15 protein-coding genes and 2 pseudogenes are annotated in these 21,561 nt (G+C 72.3%); 12 read left to right on the forward strand and 5 right to left on the reverse strand.

Features of this window, described 5'->3' with window-relative positions; translation table 11 throughout:
• Positions 1-402: 402 nt before the first annotated feature.
• On the reverse strand, positions 403-1,821 hold the full coding sequence (locus AB0I21_RS17705; protein WP_360562271.1) for a WGR domain-containing protein: 1,419 nt from the start codon (positions 1,819-1,821) through the stop codon (positions 403-405).
• Between the two features lie 77 nt (positions 1,822-1,898).
• Here AB0I21_RS17705 and AB0I21_RS17710 point away from each other — a divergent pair, with 77 nt between their 5' ends.
• A complete protein-coding gene (locus AB0I21_RS17710; RefSeq protein ID WP_360562273.1) occupies positions 1,899-2,837 on the forward strand; it encodes a DUF389 domain-containing protein in 939 nt (312 codons plus the stop codon).
• Positions 2,834-3,769, forward strand: coding sequence for a small ribosomal subunit Rsm22 family protein (locus AB0I21_RS17715; RefSeq protein ID WP_360562275.1), 936 nt, complete (start codon positions 2,834-2,836; stop codon positions 3,767-3,769). The genes AB0I21_RS17710 and AB0I21_RS17715 overlap by 4 nt, the downstream gene beginning before the upstream one ends.
• 76 nt (positions 3,770-3,845) lie before the next feature.
• Here AB0I21_RS17715 and AB0I21_RS17720 read toward each other — a convergent pair whose 3' ends face one another.
• Complete coding sequence (locus AB0I21_RS17720) at positions 3,846-5,693, reverse strand: glycoside hydrolase family 9 protein (protein WP_360562277.1); 1,848 nt, start codon at positions 5,691-5,693, stop codon at positions 3,846-3,848.
• A 275-nt stretch (positions 5,694-5,968) separates the two neighbouring features.
• On the opposite strand from AB0I21_RS17720, the gene AB0I21_RS17725 reads away from it, so the two are divergent.
• The 8 genes and pseudogenes from AB0I21_RS17725 to AB0I21_RS17760 all read left to right on the forward strand — a co-directional run bounded on the left by AB0I21_RS17725 (position 5,969) and on the right by AB0I21_RS17760 (position 13,407).
• Positions 5,969-6,493: a PadR family transcriptional regulator gene (locus tag AB0I21_RS17725; RefSeq protein ID WP_360562279.1), complete on the forward strand. Its 525-nt coding sequence runs from the start codon at positions 5,969-5,971 to the stop codon at positions 6,491-6,493.
• Complete coding sequence (locus tag AB0I21_RS17730) at positions 6,493-7,161, forward strand: ABC transporter ATP-binding protein (protein ID WP_360562280.1); 669 nt, start codon at positions 6,493-6,495, stop codon at positions 7,159-7,161. Before AB0I21_RS17725 ends, AB0I21_RS17730 begins: the two co-directional genes overlap by 1 nt.
• Before the next feature lie 203 nt (positions 7,162-7,364).
• Positions 7,365-9,731: an FtsX-like permease family protein gene (locus tag AB0I21_RS17735; RefSeq protein ID WP_360562282.1), complete on the forward strand. Its 2,367-nt coding sequence runs from the start codon at positions 7,365-7,367 to the stop codon at positions 9,729-9,731.
• A gap of 38 nt (positions 9,732-9,769) precedes the next feature.
• Positions 9,770-10,336: a DUF4240 domain-containing protein gene (locus tag AB0I21_RS17740; RefSeq protein WP_360562284.1), complete on the forward strand. Its 567-nt coding sequence runs from the start codon at positions 9,770-9,772 to the stop codon at positions 10,334-10,336.
• A gap of 1,040 nt (positions 10,337-11,376) precedes the next feature.
• Positions 11,377-11,570 (forward strand): annotated as a pseudogene (locus tag AB0I21_RS17745) (IS5/IS1182 family transposase); the annotation flags it as partial.
• Positions 11,571-11,678: 108 nt separating this feature from the next.
• Positions 11,679-11,860 (forward strand): annotated as a pseudogene (locus AB0I21_RS17750) (IS5/IS1182 family transposase); the annotation flags it as partial.
• Positions 11,861-12,517: 657 nt separating this feature from the next.
• Positions 12,518-12,907, forward strand: coding sequence for a hypothetical protein (locus tag AB0I21_RS17755; protein ID WP_360562286.1), 390 nt, complete (start codon positions 12,518-12,520; stop codon positions 12,905-12,907).
• 41 nt (positions 12,908-12,948) lie between these two features.
• Positions 12,949-13,407, forward strand: coding sequence for a pyridoxamine 5'-phosphate oxidase family protein (locus AB0I21_RS17760; RefSeq protein ID WP_360562288.1), 459 nt, complete (start codon positions 12,949-12,951; stop codon positions 13,405-13,407).
• 17 nt (positions 13,408-13,424) lie between these two features.
• On the opposite strand, the gene AB0I21_RS17765 is transcribed toward AB0I21_RS17760, so the two are convergent.
• Positions 13,425-14,387 (reverse strand): winged helix-turn-helix transcriptional regulator, encoded by a 963-nt coding sequence (locus AB0I21_RS17765; RefSeq protein ID WP_360562289.1) that lies wholly within the window; start codon positions 14,385-14,387, stop codon positions 13,425-13,427.
• A gap of 26 nt (positions 14,388-14,413) precedes the next feature.
• Here AB0I21_RS17765 and AB0I21_RS17770 point away from each other — a divergent pair, with 26 nt between their 5' ends.
• Positions 14,414-15,841: an MFS transporter gene (locus AB0I21_RS17770; protein WP_360562291.1), complete on the forward strand. Its 1,428-nt coding sequence runs from the start codon at positions 14,414-14,416 to the stop codon at positions 15,839-15,841.
• 135 nt (positions 15,842-15,976) lie between these two features.
• The gene (locus AB0I21_RS17775; RefSeq protein WP_360562292.1) at positions 15,977-19,978 is read left to right on the forward strand and encodes a bifunctional nitrate reductase/sulfite reductase flavoprotein subunit alpha; all 4,002 of its coding nucleotides are present in this window, start codon (positions 15,977-15,979) and stop codon (positions 19,976-19,978) included.
• Here AB0I21_RS17775 and AB0I21_RS17780 read toward each other — a convergent pair.
• A complete protein-coding gene (locus tag AB0I21_RS17780) occupies positions 19,972-20,376 on the reverse strand; it encodes a tetratricopeptide repeat protein (protein WP_360562293.1) in 405 nt (134 codons plus the stop codon). The two genes, AB0I21_RS17775 and AB0I21_RS17780, sit on opposite strands and share 7 nt — an antisense overlap.
• Positions 20,376-21,530, reverse strand: a complete 1,155-nt coding sequence (locus AB0I21_RS17785; RefSeq protein ID WP_360562295.1) for an NB-ARC domain-containing protein — start codon at positions 21,528-21,530, stop codon at positions 20,376-20,378. Before AB0I21_RS17785 ends, AB0I21_RS17780 begins: the two co-directional genes overlap by 1 nt.
• Positions 21,531-21,561 lie beyond the last annotated feature (31 nt).

Here is a 21,561-nt window from a genome sequence, read left to right on the forward strand (position 1 = left end):
GCCTGGGCGCGGTGCCGGGTTGGGGCGCGGTGGCGGGTTGTGTGCGGTGTCGGCTGGGTGTGGCTGAGTCGGGGCTGTGGGTGAGTGCCGGGCGGGTGTGTGGTCGGGGCGGGTGCGTGGTCAGAGCTGGTGAACCGTCGCCGCGCCAGACCGGACGCCGCGCCAGACCGGATGCCGCGCCAGACTGGGTGCTGCGTCAGGCCGGGTGCCGTGCCAGGCCTGGGCGCGGTGCCGGGTTGGGCGCGATGCCGGGTTGTGTGCGGTGTCGGCTGGGTGTGGCTGAGTCGGGGGCGTGGGTGGAAGTGCCGGGCGGGTGTGTGGTCGGAGCGGGTGCGTGGACAGCGCCGGCGTGGCGCCGGGCCGAGGGGAGAAGCCCTCGGACCGGCGCGCGGCGGGCTCGGGTCAGACGAGGCGGCGGATGTCGCCGTGGGCGCGGTAGAAGCCGCCGCGGGAGGCCTCGCGGATCTCGGGGACGACGTAGCGGGCGTGGGCCTCGCGGATGCCCTTGGGGAACTGGACCTGCCAGTCCTGGTGGTAGCCGGGGGAGACGACGCGGATGCGTAGGCGGCCGCCCTCCTCGAAGCACTCGACGATGATGCCGTCGCTGGGGTCGGTGGCGACCTCGACGGTGGTGGAGGGGGCGACGGCCTCCATGCGGGGGGCCTTGACGTCGACATACTCGGGGACGACGCCCTGCTCGGCGGCGCGGACGGCCTCCTCGCTGGCGTCGATGCAGGCCAGGGAGCCGTCGGTGGTGACGATGTAGAGCCGCTCGGCGTGATACTGCATCGAGTAGGCGCTGCCGCAGCCGGTGCCGAGCTTCCACAGCCGGGTGCCGTCGGCCGCGAAGCAATACACCGAGGAGCTGGAGTCGCCGGCGAAGACGTAGCGGCCGTCGGGGGCGGCGGCGCAGGAGTAGATGGTGTTGTCGCAGCGGTACGTGACGGCGGTCTGACCGCTCTTGGTGAAGGACAGGACCGAGTTGGACGACATGCCGGCGTAGAGGGTGTCGCGCTCCTGCCAGCCGAAGAGGACGGCGCCGCGGGTGGGCTGGTTCCACAGCTCCTTGCCGGTGCGCCAGTCGTAGCTGGTGACGCCCTTGCTGTGGCCGTGGTGCACGGCGTTGTCGTCGCAGCGGACCATCCAGCCGCTGGAACCGTTGCCCTGGCGGCGCCAGAGGAAGTCGTCCTCGTGGTCGATGCTGCAGATGCCGCCCTTGGCGTCGGCGACGCCGAGGACGCCGTCGTGGATGTCGAGCCAGTAGATGTCGATGTCGGGGGCGATGGAGTAGGCCAGGCGCGGGACCTTGCCGGAGAGGTCATAGACGTTGCCGTCGTCGCAGCCGGCATAGAGCCAGTCGTCGTCGGCGACGATGCACTTCACCCCGTCGGGGAGCTGGAACTGGCGCTCGACCTGGGCGTCGTGGGTGAGGGTGGTGACGACGCCGGCCTCGTTGCCGACCATGCAGACGCGGTCGTCGACGAAGATGCCGAAGGCGGAGGAGCCCGACTTGTAACGCCACAGCAGCGGCGCGGTCTTCGCGGTGGAGCGGGCGCTGACGATCACGCGGCGGGAGACGGAACGCTTGGCGCGCTGGCCGGCGACGGCCGGGGCATACCCCTTGCGGGTCTTCTCGCCGATCTTCTTCGCGGCCTCGGCGGTTGCCTTCGTGTGGTCGGGGTAGGTGGTGGTCTTCAGGGTGCCGGGGTCGCCGATGCGGCCATAGCGGATCGACATCTCGGCGCCGTCGACGGTCACCTCATAGAACTTGTGGGCGCCGCCGCTGTCCTCGGACAGCTCGAGATAGGTCGTCTGGGGCATCGGTCACGGCCTTTCAAGTACGAACCAACGAGGGGGCGCCGACAGCGTAGCGACGACCACCGACAAAAATCGCAGGCGTGCTGCATCTGCGGGTCATCTCCCCACCGGACCGGACCGAAGACGTCGTGCGGGTCATCGAGGCCGCCCCGGGCGCGACCAACCTGGTCGTGCTGCCCGGCGCGGCCCGCCAGCCCGACGGCGACCTGGTGCTCTGCGACGTCGTCCGGGAGGCCGGCAGCCCGGTGTTGTCGGCGCTGCGCAAGCTGAAGATCCACGAGACCGGCTCGATCGCGATCGACCACGTCGATGTGGCGTTGTCGCACGTGGCGGCCGTCGCGGCCGACGCCGCGCCCGGGCTGGCCGGCGACGCGGTCGTCTGGGACGAGATCGAGCAGAAGACGGGCGACGAGACGGAGCTGTCCGGCACGTACCTGCTGATGTTCGCCATCGCGGCGATCATCGCGGGCATCGGCGTGCTGTTCGACCAGCCGATCCTCATCGTCGGTGCGATGGTGGTCGGCCCCGAGTTCGGCCCCCTCGCCGCGCTGTGTGTCGGAATTGTCCGAAGAAGGCCGACATTCTTGAAAAAGTCCGCGCTCGCCCTGTCGGTCGGCTTCGTGACGGCGATGCTCGCGACGGTCGGCGCGACGTTCCTGCTCGACCTCGCCGGCCTGGTCGAGCGGGGCATGCTGCTGCACCCGCGGCCGATGACGGACTTCATCTGGCGCCCCGACGCCCTGTCCTGGGTGGTCGGCTTCCTCGCCGGCATCGCCGGCATGCTGTCGCTGACATCGTCGAAGGCCGGCCCGCTGATCGGCGTCCTCATCTCGGTGACGACCGTGCCGGCGGCCGCCAACATCGCCGTCGCCATCGCGTACTGGGTGCCCGACGAAGCGCTCGGCTCGGCGGTGCAGCTGCTGCTCAACCTGGCGGCCATCATCACCGCGGGCGTGCTGACGCTGCTCGCCCAACGCTGGTTCTGGACCATGACGGCAAGGAAGGCGGCACGGCAGTGACGGACCTCAGAGAAGCCCTGGACCGGCTGTTGGAGCCCGTCCCGCCGAAGCGGCTCGCCGAGTCGGTGCAGCGCCTCATCGCCGACTACCGCAGCGGCCGCCCCGCCGACGAGCCGCTGATCCGCAACATGGTCGACGCCACCGCGTACGCCGCCTACCGGATGCCGGCCACCCACGCCGCCGTGGGCGCCGTGCTGGCGCAGCTCGGGGAGAGCGTCGACCCGCGCAGCATCCTCGACGTCGGCGGCGGCTCGGGCGCCGCGACCTGGGCGGCCCTCGAACAGTTCCCGGGCATCCAGGAGATGACCGTCCTCGACCAGGTGCCGGAGGCGCTGAAGCTCGGCCAGCGCATGCTCCCGCGGGCCACGTGGCAGGAATGGCACCTCGGTGAGCCGTTGTCCACCGTGGACATGGTGCTGGTGTCGTACGTGCTGGGCGAGCTCACCGAGGACGCCCAGCGCGACCTCGTCGAAGCCGCTGGCGCGGCGGCGGAGCAGGCGGTGGTCATCGTCGAACCGGGCACCCCGCTGGGGTACCGGCGAATCCTCGAAGCGAGAGACCGCCTCATCGCGGGCGGCTGGACCGTGGCCGCGCCGTGCCCGCACCAGCAGGCGTGCGGGATGACGGGCAAGGACTGGTGCCACTTCACCGCCCGCATCAACCGCTCCGCGCTGCACCGCCGGCTCAAGGCCGCCGAGCTCGGCTACGAGGACGAGAAGTTCTCCTACGTGGCCGTCACGAAAGGCGTACAGCGGCAGTGGCAGGGGCGGGTGGTGCGGCACCCCACGTTCCGCAAGGGGCTGGTCACGCTGCAGGTCTGCAACCCGGACACCACGGTCGGCCCGACCCTCGTCTCCAAGCGGGAGGGTCCGCGGTACAAGCAGGCCCGGGACGCCCAGTGGGGCGACGAATGGCCCCAGGCATCGCAGTGACCGCCGCGGCGGCCGACGACGAGCGGGCCCGGCCGATCGTGGTGATCGGCCGGGCCCGTCGTTCAGGCGGTCAGCGTCAGGTCTGGTCGGCCGCGAAGGAGGCGACCCACGACAGCGACGAGTTCCAGTTGATGGTCAGCTCGTTCGTCGACCACGACTTGATGTCGTCGATGTAGCACAGCTGCGGCTTGCAGCCCTTCAGCGCCGCCGAGGCGACCTCGTCCTGCAGCGACGAGTTCGGTCCACCGGCGAGCGTGCCGCGCGGCGGGTTGGGCAGCTTCGGGTCGAGCTGGTTGGCGTACCAGCGGCTGTGCTGGTTCTTCGAGGCCTTCTCGCCGTAGCCGGTCACGTAGGACTGGTTGAGCGCGTTGCGGCCGAAGATGTAGTCCATGCCGGTCAGGACGCCGTCGCGGTACTTCGCCTCGCCGGTGAGGTCGAATGCGGTGCCGACGACCGCGAGGTTGTTGAGCATCTGGCTGTTGGACGCCCAGTCGTAGCCGCCGTTGGGCGCGTACGCCTGGCCGTACGCCTGCGAGGTGAGCGTGGCGAGGTGCTTGTCGGCGCCGGCGACGACGCTGGCCTTCACCCGCTCCCGGTCGCCCAGCTTGTTGTCGATCGTCGCCAGGTCGAGCCGGCCGAGGGCGCCGACGGCGCGCCAGTCGAACGCGTTGGCGAAGACGTCGGACTTGTGCACCGGCGATGCGGTCACGACGTCGGAGAACTTCTTCTCGCCGGTGGTGATGTACAGCTCCGCCGCCGCCCAGTAGAACTCGTCGTCGACGTCGGTGTCACCGTACGCGCCGCCGCCCGTGGAGTCGGAGTCCGGCGCGTAGACCTTCGGGTTCGCCTGCGCCGCCGCGAACGCGGCGCGGGCCGAGGTCAGCAGCTTCTCGGCGTAGGCCGGGTCGTAGTCCTTGAACACCCGGGCGCCCTGCGCCGCCGCGGCGGCCAGGTTGAGGGTCGCGGCGGTCGACGGCGGCTTGAGCACCCGCTGCTGCGTGTCGGCGGCCGGGTCGGTCGGCAGCCCGGTCCAGGCGACGTCCTGGACCTTGTGGTGTGCCATGCCGGCGAGCTTCTGCCCGGCCGGGACCTGCATCTTCATGAGGAAGTCGAGCTCCCAGCGGGCCTCGTTGAGCACGTCGGGGGTCTTGCCGCCGGTCTCGGGCTGGCGCAGGGCGCGCGCCTTCGCCGCCTTCGGGGAGCGCTCGTAGGAGCTCATGAGCTGCGCGACGGAGATGCCGCCGTTGACGACGTACTTGCCGTGGTCGCCGGCGTCGTACCAGCCGCCGGTCACGTCGAGGCTGTAGTCGCAGGAGCCGGGCGCGCACGGCACCTTGGTGTCGCCGCCGTTCGGGGTCTCCGCGGTGTGTCCCGCGGCGCGGCCGTAGCCGGGCGCGATCTTGTTGTCGATGGCGATGCCGCTGCGCTGCGGGTAGTAGAACGACATGGCGTCGATCGCGAGCTGGCGATAGGCCTTCGGGTCCAGGTCGAACGGCAGGCTGGCCTTGCCGTCGACCTCCAGGGTGTACGTGCTGCCGCTGCCCTTGTAGGAGCTGAAGTCGACGGTGTGGGTGTTCTGGCCGGAGCTGGGGTCCATGCCGTGCGGAGTGGTCTCGCCGGAGGCGACGACGGCGCCGGCCTTGTCCTTGAGCTGCCACGACAGCGGGGTGCTCGAGTCGCTGATGACGGTGGCCTGCTTCGGGCCGTCGGGCAGGTAACCCACCTGGTTGACCCGCACCGGGGTGTCGGGGATCTGGTCAGGGGTGGCGGGGAACGCGTAGGCGGCGTCGGCTCCACCGGAGCCGACGCCGGGCAGGCCGCCGTCCTTGGAGGCGAACGCGATCGGCAGGGTGACGGCGGGGACCGCCACGATCGCCGCGATGGCAGCGAGTTTGGCCTTGTTGGACAGGGTCGGCAGGCGCACCGGCTCTCCTTCTCGGTCGGGTTAGCAGCACACGCGCCACCGTTCCTCCAGGGGGAGAAATTGGGTGATCAGCGGCGTGTCCGGGCGAACCTACCGAGCGACATGCCGGTTGAATTGGACAAAACGGCCGAGCTGTGACCTAGGCCACTCCGCACGGCGGCGGTTGGCACATCGTCTCCTCCAAACGCATGAGACGTTCTGCGCATCCGCCCAGCTCAATAGCTCTACAACGTGTGTATACAACGTAGGTATACACATGGTGTACAGTCGCCTCCATGTCCATCGGTCAAGCGTTTCTGGGGCTGCTCGAGTCCCAGCCCCGCCACGGTTACGACCTGAAGCGGGCCTACGACGAGCGGTTCGGCAGCGACCGCCCCCTCGCCTACGGGCAGGTCTACTCGACCCTGTCCCGGCTGCTGAAGCACGGCCTGGTCACCGTCGACAGCGTCGAGCCCGGCGAGGGCCCCGACCGCAAGCGCTACGCGATCACCCAGGCCGGCGTCACGGACGTCGAGCAGTGGCTGGCCTCGCCGGAGAAGCCCGAGCCGTACCTGCAGAACACCCTCTACATGAAGGTGATCCTCGCGCTGCTGACCGGCCGCCCCGCGGGCGAGCTGCTGGACACGCAGCGGGCCGAGCACCTGCGCCTCATGCGCGAGCTGACCCGCCGCAAGACCGGCGGTGACCTCGCCGACCAGCTGATCTGCGACCACGCCCTGTTCCACCTGGAGGCCGACCTGCGCTGGCTGGAGCTCACCGCCGCCCGCCTCGACGACCTGGCCCGGAAGGTGCGTGCCTGATGCTCTCCGCCGTGTCACTGACGAAGTCGTTCGGATCCACACAGGCCCTGTCGGGCGCCTCCATGTCGGTCGCGGCCGGCGAGGTCGTGGCCGTGATGGGGCCGTCCGGCTCCGGCAAGTCGACCCTGCTGCACTGCCTCGCCGGGATCGTCCGCCCCGACGGCGGACAGGTCCTCTACCGCGACCAGGAGCTGTCGGCGATGTCCGACGCCCGGCGTAGCGCGCTGCGGCGCGGCGAGTTCGGCTTCGTGTTCCAGTTCGGCCAGCTCGTGCCCGAGCTGACCTGCCTGGAGAACGTGGCGCTGCCGCTGCGCCTGTCCGGCCACCGGCGCAAGGACGCCCAGCGGCGCGCCGCCGGGTGGCTGGAGCGCCTGGAGATCACCGACGTGGCCGGCAAGCGGCCCGGCGAGGTGTCCGGCGGCCAGGGGCAGCGCGTTGCCGTCGCCCGGGCGCTCGTCACCGGCGCGCGGGTCGTCTTCGCCGACGAGCCGACCGGCGCCCTGGACTCCCTCAACGGCGAGCGGGTCATGCGCCTGTTCACCGAGGCGGCGCGGGACGCCGGAGCCGCCGTCGTGCTCGTGACGCACGAGGCCCGGGTCGCCGCCTACGCCGACCGCGAGATCGTCGTCCGCGACGGCAAGGCCCTCGACCTGGCGAGGCAGTCATGATCGCGGTGTACGGCGAGGTGGCGGCATGAGCGGTCCGGAGCGCAGCGGAGGAGCCGCGAATCAGTGTTGCAGCGTTGGCTCAGGCCGACGCCGGAGCGCAGCGGAGGTGGCGGCGTGAGCGGTCCGGAGCGCAGCGGAGGAGCCGCGAATCAGTGTTGCAGCGTTGGCTCAGGCCGACGCCGGAGCGCAGCGGAGGTGGCGGCATGAGTGCCATCGACACGCCGTCCGTGGCGCTCGGCGGGGGCGGCCGGCACGCGCCGGAGGGCGGTCCCGTGCGGGCCGGCCGGCTGCGGCGCTGGGCGACGGAGATCGGCCTCGGGGTCCGGCTCGCGCTCAGCGGCGGCCGGGAGGGGCTGCTGCGCACCGCGCTCACCGCCGTCGGCGTCGGCCTCGGCGTCGCGGTGCTGCTGCTGTCCGTGTCCATCCCGACGATGCTCGACGCGCGCAGCGACCGCACCGCCGCCCGCGACGACGACCGGTACGGTGGCGACGAGCTGCCGGCCGGGGACACGACCGTGCTGACGCTGAACCTCGCGACCTCCTTCCACGGCAAGAACGTCCGCGGCCGGCTCGTCCGCGCCGACGGCGCCCACCCGGTGCTGCCGCCCGGCGTGCAGGCGATGCCGGCGCCCGGCACGATGCTCGTGTCGCCGGCGCTGCGGGACCTGCTGGCCTCCTCCGACGGCGCGCTGCTGCGCGACCGGATGCCCGGCACCGTGGCGGGCACGATCGGCAAGGCCGGTCTTTCCGGGCCGAACGAGCTGGTCTACTACGCCCAGCGTGGCGACCTCGCGTTCGGCCAGCCGCAGGTTCAGCGCATCGACTCGTACGGCAGCCGCAGCGAGCACCGTCCGCTGGACCCCTTCCTGCTCATGCTGGTCGTGGTCATCTTCGTGGTGCTGCTCATGCCGGTGGCGATGTTCGTGGCCGCCGCCACCCGCTTCGGCGGCGAGCAGCGCGACCGGCGGCTCGCCGCCGTCCGGCTCGTCGGCGCCGACGGTGCCATGACCCGCCGGATCGCGGGCGGCGAGGCGGTGATCAGCGCGACCCTCGGCCTGCTCGCCGGCGGCGCCTTCTTCCTCGCCGGCCGGCAGTTCGTCGAGGTGTTCGAGATCGCCGACCTCAGCGTGTACGGCTCCGACGTGCGCCCGCCGCTGCCGCTGCTCGCGCTGCTCGTCGTGGCCGTGCCCGTGGCCGCGCTGGCGATGACCCTGGTGGCGATGCGCCGGGTGGTCGTCGAGCCGCTCGGCGTCGTGCGCCGCGCCTCCTCCAGCACCCACCGGCGCCTGTGGTGGCGGGTGCTCGTCCCGCTCGCCGGTGCCGGCCTGCTCGCGCCGCTGACCGGCAAGCACGGCGAGTTCAACCCGTGGCAGGCGGTCGGCGGGGTGTCGCTGCTGCTGCTCGGCGTGGCGCTGCTGCTGCCGTGGGTCTTCGACCGGCTGGTCGGCCGCCTCGGCGCCGGCGGGAGCGTGTCGTGGCAGATGGCGGTGCGCCGCCTGCAACTGTCCGGCGGCAGCTCCGTGCGGGCCGTCGGCGCCATCGCGGTCGCGGCGGCCGGCACGATCGCGCTGCAGATGCTGTTCGCCGCAGCCGAGTCCGAGTACACCATCAACACCGGGCAGGACCCGACCCGTGCGCAGGCGGTCACGCTGCTCACCGTGTCCCCGATCACGACGGCCAAGGACGCCGCCGGGATCGACGCGAGGCTGCGGGCCGTCGGAGTGACGTCGGTCCACACGTACAGGAGGGACATCGCCTCCATCAGCGACGACGACTTCGTGGGAGTGCGGGTCGGCGACTGCGACGTGCTGCGCGAGATGGCCGCGCTGGAGAGCTGCGCGGACGGCGACGTGTTCGTGCTGGACCGTCCCGACCTCATCGGCCGGACCGTGCGCATGGGCGACCCGTCCGCCACCCCGCAAGGTCCACAGTGGACCGTGCCGGCGGCGGCGCACCGGGCGCAGGCCCGCAAGGACCCGTGGGGCCAGGACGTCGAGGGCATCCTCGTCACGCCCGCCGCCGCGCCGGCCGCCCGCGCGGAGCCCACCTTCGAGTCCTACGTCCACCTGGACCCGGCCGCCGGCCTGGACGCCGAGGAGCGGCTGCGCAACGCCGCGATGGCCATCAGCCCGGCCATGGACGTGTCGATCCTGCGCTCGAAGGTGCGCGACAGCACGTTCATGAGCATCCGCCGCGGTCTGTTCGCCGGCTCGGCCGTCACCCTCCTGCTCGTCGGGCTGAGCCTGCTCGTCGGCACGATCGAGCAGCTGCGCGAGCGGCGGCGCACCCTGGCCGCGCTGGTCGCCTTCGGCGTCCGCCGCTCCACGCTGGGCTGGTCGATCCTCTGGCAGACCCTGCTCCCGGTCGTCCTGGGCCTGGTGCTGGCGACCGGCCTCGGCCTCGGCCTGGGCGCCATGCTCCTGGCCACCGTCGACGTGCCCTTCCACGCCGACGTGACCGGCATCGCGATCGTGTGCGGCATCGCCGGCGGGGTGGTCCTGCTCGTCACCACCGCGAGCCTGCCCGCGCTGTGGCGCCTCATGCGCCCCGATGGGCTGCGCTTCGAGTAGCGGTTTTTCTGTCGTACCCCGGGGCTACCGTGTCGGTCATGGAGCTGCGGGAGTGGTGGGGGCTGATCGAATCGGCTCGGGCGGCGTGCGGGTCGTCGGCGGGGGATCGTGACTCGGCCGACGACCCGCTGCCGGGCGAGGTGCTGTCGCGGGTCGCGGCCCTGCCACCCGCGTCGATCGTCGCGTTCGGGCGCTGCTTCTCGACGGTCTTCGACGCGGCGTATCTGGCGCCGCTGTGGGCCGCCGCCTATCTCATCGAGGGCGGCTGCGGCGACGACGGCTTCATGGACTTCCGGGCCGGCCTGATGCTGCAGGGCCGCTCCGCGTTCGACGCCGCCGTCGCCGACCCCGACTCCCTCGCCGACCTGCCGGTGGTCCATCGCATGGCGTCCACCGGCAAGGGCTGGCTCGGCTGCGAGGCGATGCTGTATGTGGCCCGCACGGCCTACACCCGCAGCACCGGCTCCCCGTCCGGCTACGACGAGGCGTTAGCCACCCGGTCGCCGACCCGTCCGTCACCGGCCCGCGGCGAGCGGTGGGACCTCGAGGACGACGAGCGGATGCGGCTGCACCTGCCCCGGCTGGCCGCCCTGTTCCTCTCCTGACCGCCTTCTTCTGACCACGGCGACCGCCGGAGCGTTGACAACGTCGTACACACAGTGGCCGGTCGGGCGCTGCGCGAGGCCGGCGCCGTCGACTTCGCCACGACGGTCGCGTGCGTCGCGCCTTCGAGATCAGTTCAGCGTGACTCGGCTTCGCGGCCCGGGCCGGAGTGTCGTGAAGCGCGTTGCCGGCGGCGGCCGTGTCCGGCGCCTCCGGCGCTACCTGCTGGCGGCGGTTGCAGGAGTCGCCCGAGCCCGGCGTCTGGCAGCAGCCGCACGAACTGACCCTGGCCGAGCCACGTTCCGCCGGGCGGCTGGATAGCTGGTGGCACCGCTTTCCTGACTCCGGCGACCGCCGGAGCGTTGACAACGTCGTACACACAGTGGCCGGTCGGGTGCTGCGCGAGGCCGGCGCCGTCGACTTCGCCACGACGGTCGCGTGCGTCGCGCCTTCGAGATCAGTTCAGCGTGACTCGGCTTCGCGGCCCGGGCCGGAGTGTCGTGAAGCGCGTTGCCGGCGGCGGCGGCGTCGGACGCCTCCGGCGCTACCTGCTGGCGGTGGTTGCAGGAGCCGCCCGAGCCCGGCGTCTGGCAGCAGCCGCACGAAGTGATCCTGGCCGAGCCACGTGCCGCCGGGCGGCTGGATAGCCGGTGGCGCCGCTGCTCTCACCCAGCTCCGCCGCGAGCTGCGACCTGTCCGCGGCAGCCGTCGACCCATCGCCGGCGTGCACGCCGATCCGGGCGGGGCCCTTCGCACCTGCGTGCACTTAACGGGGGCCGCACACCAGCCCGATCCTGGCCGACCGGGCAAGCTGGGTGGCGAGCGCCATCTGATCTCCGACGCGTCGGCGTCCCGTTCGCCGTGATGCTGACCGGCGGTCGCCGCGGCGACGTTGGTCAATTGCTGTCGTTGCTCGACGTGATCCTACAGGTCCGCGGTGTGTGCGGCCGGCCCAGACGCGGGCCAGGCTGCATCCACGCCGACCGCAGCCCGGACCGCAGCCTCGACCGCAGCCTCGACCTCGACCACGACCATGACGCCTGGTCTGAGTCCGGTCGACCAGGGCGGCGAGCGCCATCTGATCGCCGACGCGTCGGCGTCCCGTCCGCCGTAATGCTGACCGGCGGTCACCGCGGCGACGTTGGTCAATTGCTGCCATAGCTCGACGCGGTCCTAGAGATCCGCAGTGTGCGCGGCTGGCCCAGACGCCGGCCAGGCCGCATCCACGCCGACCGCAGCCTCGACCGCAGCCTCGGCCACGACCGCGACCATGGCGCCTGGTTCGAGTCCGGTCGACCGGGGCCGCCGGGGTTGGAGTCCGGTCGACTGGGGCGGCTGGGCCTCGAGCGCCATCTGATTGCCGACGCGGCGGTGTCCCGCTCGCTGTGATGCTGACCGGCGGTCGCTGCGGCGACGTTGGTCAATTGCTGTCGTTGCTCGACGTGGTTCTACAGGTCCGCGGTGTGCGCGGTCGGCCTAGGCGCCGGCCACGCCTCATCCACGCCGACCGCAGTCTTGACCACGACCGCGACCACGACCGCGACGCCTGATTCGAGCTCGGTCGATGGGGCGGGCTGGGCGGCGAGCGCCATCTGATCACCGGCGTGTCGGCGGCCCGCTGTCGGTGTCCCGCTCGCCGTGGCGCTGGCGGGTGGTCATCGCAGCGGCGTCACCTGGTTGCTGTCTCTGCTTGACGCGGTCCTGCAGGTCGGCGGTGTGCACGGTCGGCCCAGGCAGCGGTCGCGCCGCATCCACGCCGACCGCGGTCCCGGTCACGACCATGATGCCTGGTTCGAGTCCGGTTGACCGGGGTGAGGTGGGCAGCGAGCGCCACCTGGTCACCGAGGCGGCCGGTGTCCCGCGCGACGTGGGGCTGGCTGGCGGTCACCGTAGCGGCGTCACTCGGCTGTTGCTGGTGCTTGACGTGGTTCCACAGGTCCGCGGTGTGCGCGGTCGGTCCAGGCAGCGGCCGCGTTGCATCCACGGCGACCGCGACCGCGACAAGTGGCGTTGCCTGGTTCGGGTCCGCGGTATCGGCCCGCGTATTGCCCGCCGTGGCAAAGGGGGTGGCTTCGCTGGCTGATCCTGTTCCTTGCCTGATCGCGGCGGGGGTCGGTTGTGTCAGCGGGGCACGGGGGCGTGCGTGGGTTTCTTGCGTGGGCGTGGTCGGGCATCATCGGCCGATGGCGGATGGTGAGCTGTTGCTTGAGGTGGGCATCGAGCCCGAGTACGGCCAGATCAGGCTGTCCGTGACCGGTGGGGACTGCAGTGTGCCGGAATGGGGTGGTGGGCCGCACACGGCGGTGTCCGGGCCGGGCATGATGCTGGTCGCGACCTGGAGTGATGATTGCGGGCCGGTGATCGTCCGTGTGTACGACGGGCGGCCCGTGCTTGATGGCTGGAGCCTGGTGCACACGGGTCGGTTCGAGGTCGGTCCGGCCGGTCTCGATGCGGGGATGGCGGTCAGCGCTGTCGAGCACTGGGTTCCGGTGCCCGAAGGGTTGGTGGAGGTTGAGGTGTGGGTCCGCGATCCGGCCGGTCCGGGTGAGGTCACGTTCGTCCTGACGCGCTGACGGCGTCTGCGGGGTGCCGGGGGATGGCATACGGTGTTGGTATGGCGGGGTTTGAGGATGCTGCGCGGGGTGTGCTGGACGAGGGGCGGTATGTGGTGCTGGGCACCGCGGACGCGGGTGGGAAGCCGTGGGTGTCGCCGGTCTTCTACACGATGAACGGGTATCGGGAGCTCGTCTGGATGTCGTCGCCGGAGACGTTGCATTCGCGGAACCTGGCGGTGCGGCCCGAGGTGAGCATGGTGGTGTTCGACTCGCGGGTGGAGGTGGGTGGGGCGTTCGCCGTGTACATGAGTGGGGTGGCGGAGGAGGTCTCCGGGGAGGCCGTGGCGGAGGTCGCGGCGACGTATGGTGCGGCGGCGCTGCCGAAGGGTGGGCGGCTGGTCAGGATCGAAGAGGTCACCGGTGACGGGATCTACCGGATGTACCGGGCGGCGATCCGTGAGCACTGGGTGCTCGACCCCGGCAGCCGCCCCGACGGGCGGGCCGCCGTCACGCTGTAAGGCACGACGGAGAAGCGTCAGGGGTTCGGGACGCGGGCGAGGATCTCGTCGACCGAGGCGGCCGGGTCGGTGATCGGGAACTGCACCTCGCGGATCACGCCCGCGGGGTCGGCGAGCAGGGTGAGCCGCTTGAGGCGGTCGACGCCCGCGGCGCGGAAGGTCGGCAGGAGCAGGCCGGCGGTCAGCATGAGGTCCTGGTCCGACAGCAGCGGAAACGGCAGGCGGGCGTGGGCGGCGAACGCGGCCAGCTGGTCGGGGCGCTGGGTGCTCACGCCGTGCACGGCGACGCCCTTCGCCAGGAACGCCGGGTGGCGGTCGGCGTAGGTCAGCGACTCCAGGGTGCAGCCGGGCGCGCCGGGGATGTCTCCCCACCCGGGCGGATAACCGTGGGCGTCCGGGGCGAAGGCGCCAGGGAAGCAGTACAGCAGCATCCATGAGACCGGAGTGCCGAGGTCGACCGGGGTGTCGTCGTGTGCGGTGAGCGTGACGGCCGGCAGGCGGCGGCCGGTCAGAGCGTGCACCCTGCGCACCTCGCCGGAGCCGAAGTCGGAGCCGGAAGCGGAGCCGGAAGGGGAGCCTGAAGCGGAGCCGGAAGCGGAAGCGGAGCCGGAGGTAGAGGCGGAGCCGGGGGCAGCGGCGGCGGTTGCGGTCAGGGCGCCTGAGCCCATGACGTGGCGGGTGCCCCAGTCCTGCAGGGCGACCAGCACGGGCAGCAGCCCTTCGCCCTTCGCGGTGAGCAGGTAGTCGTAGCGCGGCGGGTGCGCCGAATACTGCCGCCGGTGCAGCACTCCGTGCTCGACGAGCCGGGCGAGGCGCTCGGTGAGGGCGCGCCGGCTCACGCCGAGGGCGCGCTGCAGCGCGTCGAAGCGGGTCGTGCCGCCGGCGATGTCCCGCACGATCAGGAACGTCCAGCCGTCGCCCATCACGCCGAGCGCCTGGCTGATGCCGCAGTCGGCGTCGGCGAGGGCAGCGCGGTCCATGCCTACCGACTATAGTGCGTTCCATTATGGAACTCACCACATCGCGCAAAGAGACGCTGTTCTGGACCTGGTGGGCGGCCGGGACCACCAGCAGCGTCGGGTCGGCGGTCGGGGCGGTCGCGCTGCCACTGACGGCGTTGACGGTGCTCGACGCGGGCCCGTTCGAGATGGGGCTGATCGCGGCGGCGAGCTATCTCGCGTGGCTGGTCATCGGGCTGCCGGCGGGGGTGTTCGTGCAGCGGCTGCCGCTGCGCGGGGTGCAGGTCGGCGCGGACCTCGCCCGGGCCGCCGCCGTCGGGTCGGTGCCGCTCGCCTGGTGGTGGGGGTGGCTGAGCGTGCCGCAGCTGGTCGCGGTGGCACTCGTCGTGAGCTTCGCCAACGTCGTCTTCGACGTGGCCAACGCGACCTTCCTGCCGGAGATCGTCGAGCGGGAGCGGCTGCAGGCCCGCAACAGCCTCGTGTCGGCCACGCACGCCGCCACCCAGCTCGGCGGGCCGTCCGTCGGTGGGTTCTGCGTCCAACTGTTCGGTCCCGTCGCCACGGTACTGGTGGACGCCGCCAGCTTCGTCGTCTCCGCCGCGCTGCTGCGGACCCTGCCGGCTCGGGGCGGCAGGGTCCGTGCTGGGACGGGCCCGGCCTGGGGGCTGATCCGGGAAGGATGGTGGTTCGTGGTCCGCCACCCGGTGATGGGCCCCGGCATGTGGACCGCGACCGCCGTCAACTTCGTCTGCGGCGCGCAGCTGGCCGTGTACCCGCTGTACCTGGTGCGCGAGCTGCACGCGCCCGCCGGGCTGGTCGGCCTGCTGCTCGCCGCGGAGGGCGTCGGGTCTCTCGTCGGCGCGGCGCTGACGGCGCGGATCACGGGCCGGCTCGGATCCGCCAGGGCCCTGGTCTGGGCCGGGTTCGCGGCGGTCGCCGGCGCGGCCCTCGTGCCGGTCGGCGCCGGTTGGCCGGCGTTCGTGGCGTTCGCCGCCGGCAACGTGGTGTTCGCCGGCGGGGTGGTCGTGCTGAGCGTCACGACCCGGACGTACCGCCAGATCGCCAGCCCGCCGGACCTGCTGCCGAGGGTCATGGCCACGGTCCGGTTCGTGTCCTGGGGCGCGATCCCCGTCGGCGGCCTCGTCGCGGGTGCCCTGGCCGGCGCGCTGGACGGGCGCACGACGCTGTGGCTGTTCGCCGCGGCGACCCTGGCCGCCCCGCTCGCGCTGGTCCTGTCGCCCGTCCGGCGGCTGCGCGACCTGACCGACTTCCAAGAGACGTCTCGCGCCGGCGACTTCCAAGAGACGTCTCGCGCCAGCGACTTCCAAGAGGCGCCGGGCGCCGGCGACTTCCAGGACGCGCGGAGCGCCGGCGACTTCCGGGAGAAGCCGCGCGCCGGCGACTTCCAGGGCACGCCGCGCGACGGCGGCGAGCTCCTTCACAGCTCGGGCGGTGTCGATGTGGGGCACGTGTAACGGGGTGGCGATGAACGGCGTGACGTGCGTGTAACGCGCTCTCCTTAGGCTGCCCGCAGCGTCACGGTCGACGCGACGGTGTCGGCCGGGCGGAGGGATGTGGTTGTGGTAGCACTCGGCACGCAGGTCAGGACGGTGTGTTCGTACTGTGGCGTCGGCTGCGGGATGGTGCTGGACATCCAGACCGGGCCTGACGGCCGGCGGAGCGCGCTGAAGGCGGCCGGTGACAAGGAGCACCCGGCCAACCGCGGGCGGCTGTGCACCAAGGGGGCGACGAGCGCCGACATGCTCGCGGCGCCCGGGCGACTCGGCACGGCGAAGGTCCGCCGGGAACGCGGTGCCGCGCCGCAGGACGCCGACCTCGACGCCACGATCACCGAGACCGCGCGGCGGCTGCGGGCGATCATCGACGAGCACGGGCCGGATGCGGTCGCGCTGTACGTGTCGGGGCAGATGACCCTGGAGGCGCAGTACCTGGCGAACAAGCTGGCGAAGGGCTTCATCGGCACCAACCAGATCGAGTCGAACTCGCGGCTGTGCATGGCGAGCGCCGGCAGCGGCTACAAGCTGTCGCTGGGCTCGGACGGGCCGCCCGGCTCGTACGACGACCTCGACCACGCCGACGTGTTCCTCGTGATCGGCGCGAACATGGCCGACTGCCACCCGATCCTGTTCCTGCGGATGCTCGACCGCATGAAGGCCGGCGCGAGGCTCATCGTGGTCGACCCGCGGCGCACCGCCACCGCCGACAAGGCCGACCTGTTCCTGCAGGTCAACCCCGGCACCGACCTCGCGCTGCTGAACGGTCTGCTGCACCTGCTCGTCGAGGGCGGCCACGTCGACGAGGAGTTCATCGCGGCGCACACGGAGGGCTGGGACGCCATGCCCGCCTTCCTGGCCGACTACGCCCCGGCAAGAGTGTCCGAAATAACCGGCATTTCCGAAAAATCGTTGCGTGAGGCCGCGGCGCTCATCGGTACCGCGGAGAACTGGGTGAGCTGCTGGACCATGGGGCTCAACCAGTCCACGCACGGCACCTGGAACACGAACGCCCTGGTCAACCTGCACCTCGCAACCGGGGCGATCTGCCGCACCGGCAGCGGGCCGCTGTCGCTCACCGGCCAGCCCAACGCCATGGGCGGCCGTGAGATGGGGTACATGGGCCCCGGCCTGCCCGGGCAGCGCTCGGTGCTGGTCGAGCAGGACCGCGCGTTCGCCGAGGACCAGTGGGGGCTGCCGCGCGGCACCATCCGCACCGAGGTCGGCACCGGCACCGTCGACATGTTCCAGCGGATGGCCGACGGCGAGATCAAGGCCTGCTGGATCATCTGCACCAACCCCGTCGCGTCCGTGGGCAACCGCCGCACCGTCATCGAGGGCCTCGAGGCCGCCGAGCTGGTCATCACGCAGGACGTGTACGGCGACACCGAGACCAACGCGTACGCCGACGTGATCCTCCCCGCGACGATCTGGGGCGAGACCGACGGCATCATGATCAATTCCGAGCGGAACCTGACGCTCGTGCACCGCGCCGTGACCCCGCCCGGAGACGCCCTGCCCGACTGGCAGCTGATCGCCCGCATCGCGACGGAGCTGGGACACGGCGCCGCCTTCGACTACGGCAGCGCCGAGGAGATCTTCGCCGAGCTGCGGGCGTTCTGGAACCCGGCCACCGGGTACGACCTGCGCGGCGTCAGCTACGACCAGCTCCGCGACGGCCCGGTGCAGTGGCCCGCGCCGCCGGGGGCGGGGGCCCGCAACCCGATCCGCTACCTCAACGACGGCGTCAGCCAGCACCTGCACGAGCGGCCCGACGGCTCACGGCCGCGACTGGCGTTCGCGACGCCGAGCCGCCGCGCGGTCTTCTTCGCGCGTCCGCACCTGCCGGCGGCGGAGCTGCCCGACGACGACTACCCGTTTCTGCTCAACACGGGCCGCGTGCAGCACCAGTGGCACACGCTGACCAAGACCGGCCGGGTCGGCAAGCTCAACAAGCTCAACCCCGGCCCGTTCGTGGAGCTGAACCCGGCCGACGCCGCGCGCCTCGGGATCGTCGACGGCGACCGGGTCGAGGTCGCCTCCCGCCGCGGCCGCGCGGTGCTGCCCGCCGTCGTGACGGACCGGGTGATGCCGGGCGGCTGCTTCGCACCGTTCCACTGGAACGACCTGTTCGGCGAGTACCTCAGCGTCAACGCCGTCACGAACGACGCCGTCGACCCGATCTCCTTCCAGCCGGAGCTGAAGGTCTGCGCCGTGTCCCTGGCCAGGGTCGCGGACCTGCCTGCGGACGAGCCGGGCCTGCGCGAGATGCTGGGTCTTCCGCCGGTACCGCCGCAGCTCACCGACGATGAGAAGCGGTATCTGGCCGGATTCCTGGACGCGCTCGTCGCCACCCCGCCGGATCACACGACCGTGCCCGTGCTCCCGGCGTCGGCGCCGATCCTGCCCGAGCGGGCCCTGTGGGTGAACGGGCTGCTCGCCGGGCGGTACTCGCGGGTGCCGGCGGCAGCGCCGGTCGTGGTGGCCGCGCCCGAGGAGCCGGCCGGCCCGGCGGTCCAGGTGCTGTGGGCGTCACAGACCGGCAACGCCGAGGACTTCGCCGGCGTCGTCGGCCGGCGGCTCGCCGACGCGGGCTGGCGGGCGAGCGTGCGCAGCATGGCCGACGTCGGCGTCGACACCCTGGCCGGGCCGGCGGACCTGCTCATCATCACCAGCACGTTCGGCGACGGGGACGCGCCCGACAACGGCGCCGCGTTCTGGCAGTCGCTCGGCGGGCCGGACACGCCGCGGCTCGACGACCGCCGGTACGCCGTGCTCGCGTTCGGCGACTCCAACTACGACGACTTCTGCGGCCACGGCCGGCGCCTCGACGCGCGGCTCAGCGAGCTCGGCGCGACCAGGCTCACCGCCCGCGTCGACTGCGAGCCGGACTACCAGCCTGCCGCCAGTGCCTGGCTCGACCAGGTCATCGCCGCGCTGCGGGCCACGCCGGCCCGGCGGGCGGCGCCACCGCCGGTGCCGACCCGCAACCGGCCGGTGACGGCCCGGCTCACCGGCAACCGCCTGCTGAGCCTGCCCGGCTCGGCGAAGGAGGTGCGGCGGTTCACGTTCGAGGCCGAGGAGGGCGTCCTGCCGTACGAGGCCGGCGACTCCCTCGGCGTCTGGCCCGTCAACTGCCCGGACCTGGTCGACGAGTGGCTGAAGGTCACGGGACTGCGCGCCGACGAGCCGGTCGAGGTCGCCCAGCACGGCACGCTGCCGCTCGCCGAGGCGCTGCACCGCCGCCTGGAGATCGCGAAGATCAGCCCGGACCTGCTGCGGTTCGTCGCCGAGCGCGGCACCGACCCGCACCTGAAGACCCTGCTGCGCCCCGACAACCAGGGCGAGCTGGCGAAGTGGACGTGGGGGCGCCAGGCGATCGACGTCATCGCCGAGTGGCCCGTCGACGCGACCGCGCAGGAGTGGGCGGGCGTGCTGAAGCGGCTCCAGCCGCGGCAGTACTCGATCTCCTCGACGCCGCTGCTCGACCCCTCCCGGGTCAGCCTCACGGTGTCGGTGGTCCGCTTCGCGAACAGTCGCGGCCAGATCCGCAAGGGCGTCGCGTCGACGTTCCTCGCCGACCTGCCCGCCGACGGCGAGGTGCCGGTCTTCGTCCAGCGCGCCCCGCACTTCCGCCCACCGGCCGACCCGGCCACCCCCATGATCATGGTCGGCCCCGGCACCGGCGTCGCCCCGTTCCTCGGCTTCCTCCAGGAGCGCCAGGCGCGCGGCGCCCGCGGCGCCAACTGGTTGTTCTTCGGCGAGCAGCGCCGCGGCACCGACTTCTACTACGCCGACGAGCTGCTCGCCCTGCGCGACACCGGCGTCCTCACCCGCCTGGACCTCGCGTTCTCCCGCGACCAGCGCAACAAGGTGTACGTGCAGGACCGCATGCGCGAGCACGGCGCCCACCTGTGGTCCTGGCTCCAGGACGGCGCCTGCTTCTACGTCTGCGGCGACGCCAGCCGCATGGCCAAGGACGTCGACCGGACCCTGCGCGAGATCGCCGTCGCCCACGGCCACCTGACCCCGGACGCCGCCGAGGCCTATGTGAAGCAGCTCGCCGCCGACAAGCGCTACGTCCGCGACGTCTACTGACGCATCCGCCGCGTCCGCACGGTGTGCGGATGGTCGGCCCCGAGGACCCTGGTCCTGTCGGCGAGCAGCGCGTCGAGTTCCTGAGGCCGCCAATGTACGAGGTTCTCCCGCACCTGCATCGTGTCGGGATGATCCGCCCCGAGCACGTAGTCGGCGAGCACCGCATCGAGGCCCTCGACGGCCGCGTCCGGATCCCCGGCGAGCCCCCGCCAGTGCGCCAGGTTCCGACGGGTGTCGAGCGTGTCCGGGTGATCGGGTCCGAGCACCCGCTCGGCGTCGACGAGTAGCCGCGCACTCTCCTCCGCGGCGGCACTCGGGTCCCCGGCGAGCCCCCGCCAGTGCGCCAGGTTGTGCCGCGTGCTCAGGATCGTCGATGCTTCGATGTCGGGGGTCCGCACTAGAATGGAGAGGACCTCCAGGGTCCTCGCGCGCGGCCCTGGCCGGGTCGCCGGCGTGCCCGCGCCAATAGGCCAGGTTGCCCCGGGTGCGCAGGGTGTCGGGATGCTCTGCGCCGAGAATCCGGGTCTGATCTGCCAGGACCTGCTCCAGCGAGGACACCGCCGCGGGGAAGTCGCCTCGCTCGCCCTGCCAGTAGCCGGTCCGATACCGCAACGCCAACGTGTCGCGGTGGCTGTCGCCCCAGAGCTTGCCAGCGATGTCCGCCATCGAGGAGAAGTAGGCCTGTGCCGTTGGGGTCAATGGTGGCGGCCATGAGCAGCATCGGGCGGGCCAGGGCCGCCGGGGCGAGGGCGTCCGCGCGGTCGGCGGCCAGGGACCAGGTGGCCGCGAGTTCGTGGTCGTAGTCGTCGCCCGTCGCGTTGGGGAACAGGTCCGCCAGGCGGCTGGTCCGGTCGGCGAACAGGGCGCGGTACTCGGCGCAGGTCAAGGCGTCGTCGACGATCAGGGCGGCGGCCTGGGCGAGGGCCAGGGGCAGGTGGCCGAGGTCCGCCGCCAGGGCCGCGGCGTCGGGGTCGGCCCGGTCCAGCTTGGCCGTCAGGTAGGCGGCCGACTCCGCCGGGGTGAAGACGTCGACGTCGATCACGGTGCCGCGGGAGCGCAGGGCAGCGTCGCGGCGGCGGGTGGTCAGCACGAGGCGGCCGGTCGGGCCGGAGGGCCACAGGCCGCGCAGGTCGGCGGGGTCGGCGACGTCGTCCAGGACCACGATCCAGGTCCTGTCGGTGTTCGCGAGCCAGGTCAGGAACGCGGCGGCGGCGCGCTCCACGTCGCCGGTGGCGAGGCGGAGGGCGCCGGCGGCGTCCGCGTAGCCGGTCAGCGTCGCGGTGCGCGAGGACGCCGTGACCCAGACCGCGAGGTCGGTGCCGTCGGCGCGGGCCTGCTCGAACAGCGCGGCGGCGAGCTGGGTCTTCCCCGTGCCGCCGTCGCCCACCAGTACCGGCGACGAAACGGAAACAAGGGCACCTCTGGGCTGGAAGGCGTCGGCGCGCAGCGGGGCGCGGCCCACGAGCAGCGGCCAGGCGAGCGGCGGCGGGGCGGCCGCGTAATGGTTGATCTGTGTGTTGTATGAGCCGGCTTGTAGGCCCCTGACGTCCACGATGCCATCGTCGCATCCACCTATAAGGTGT

The organism is Dactylosporangium sp. NPDC050588 (assembly GCF_040654975.1).
GTDB lineage: Bacteria > Actinomycetota > Actinomycetes > Mycobacteriales > Micromonosporaceae > Dactylosporangium > Dactylosporangium maewongense.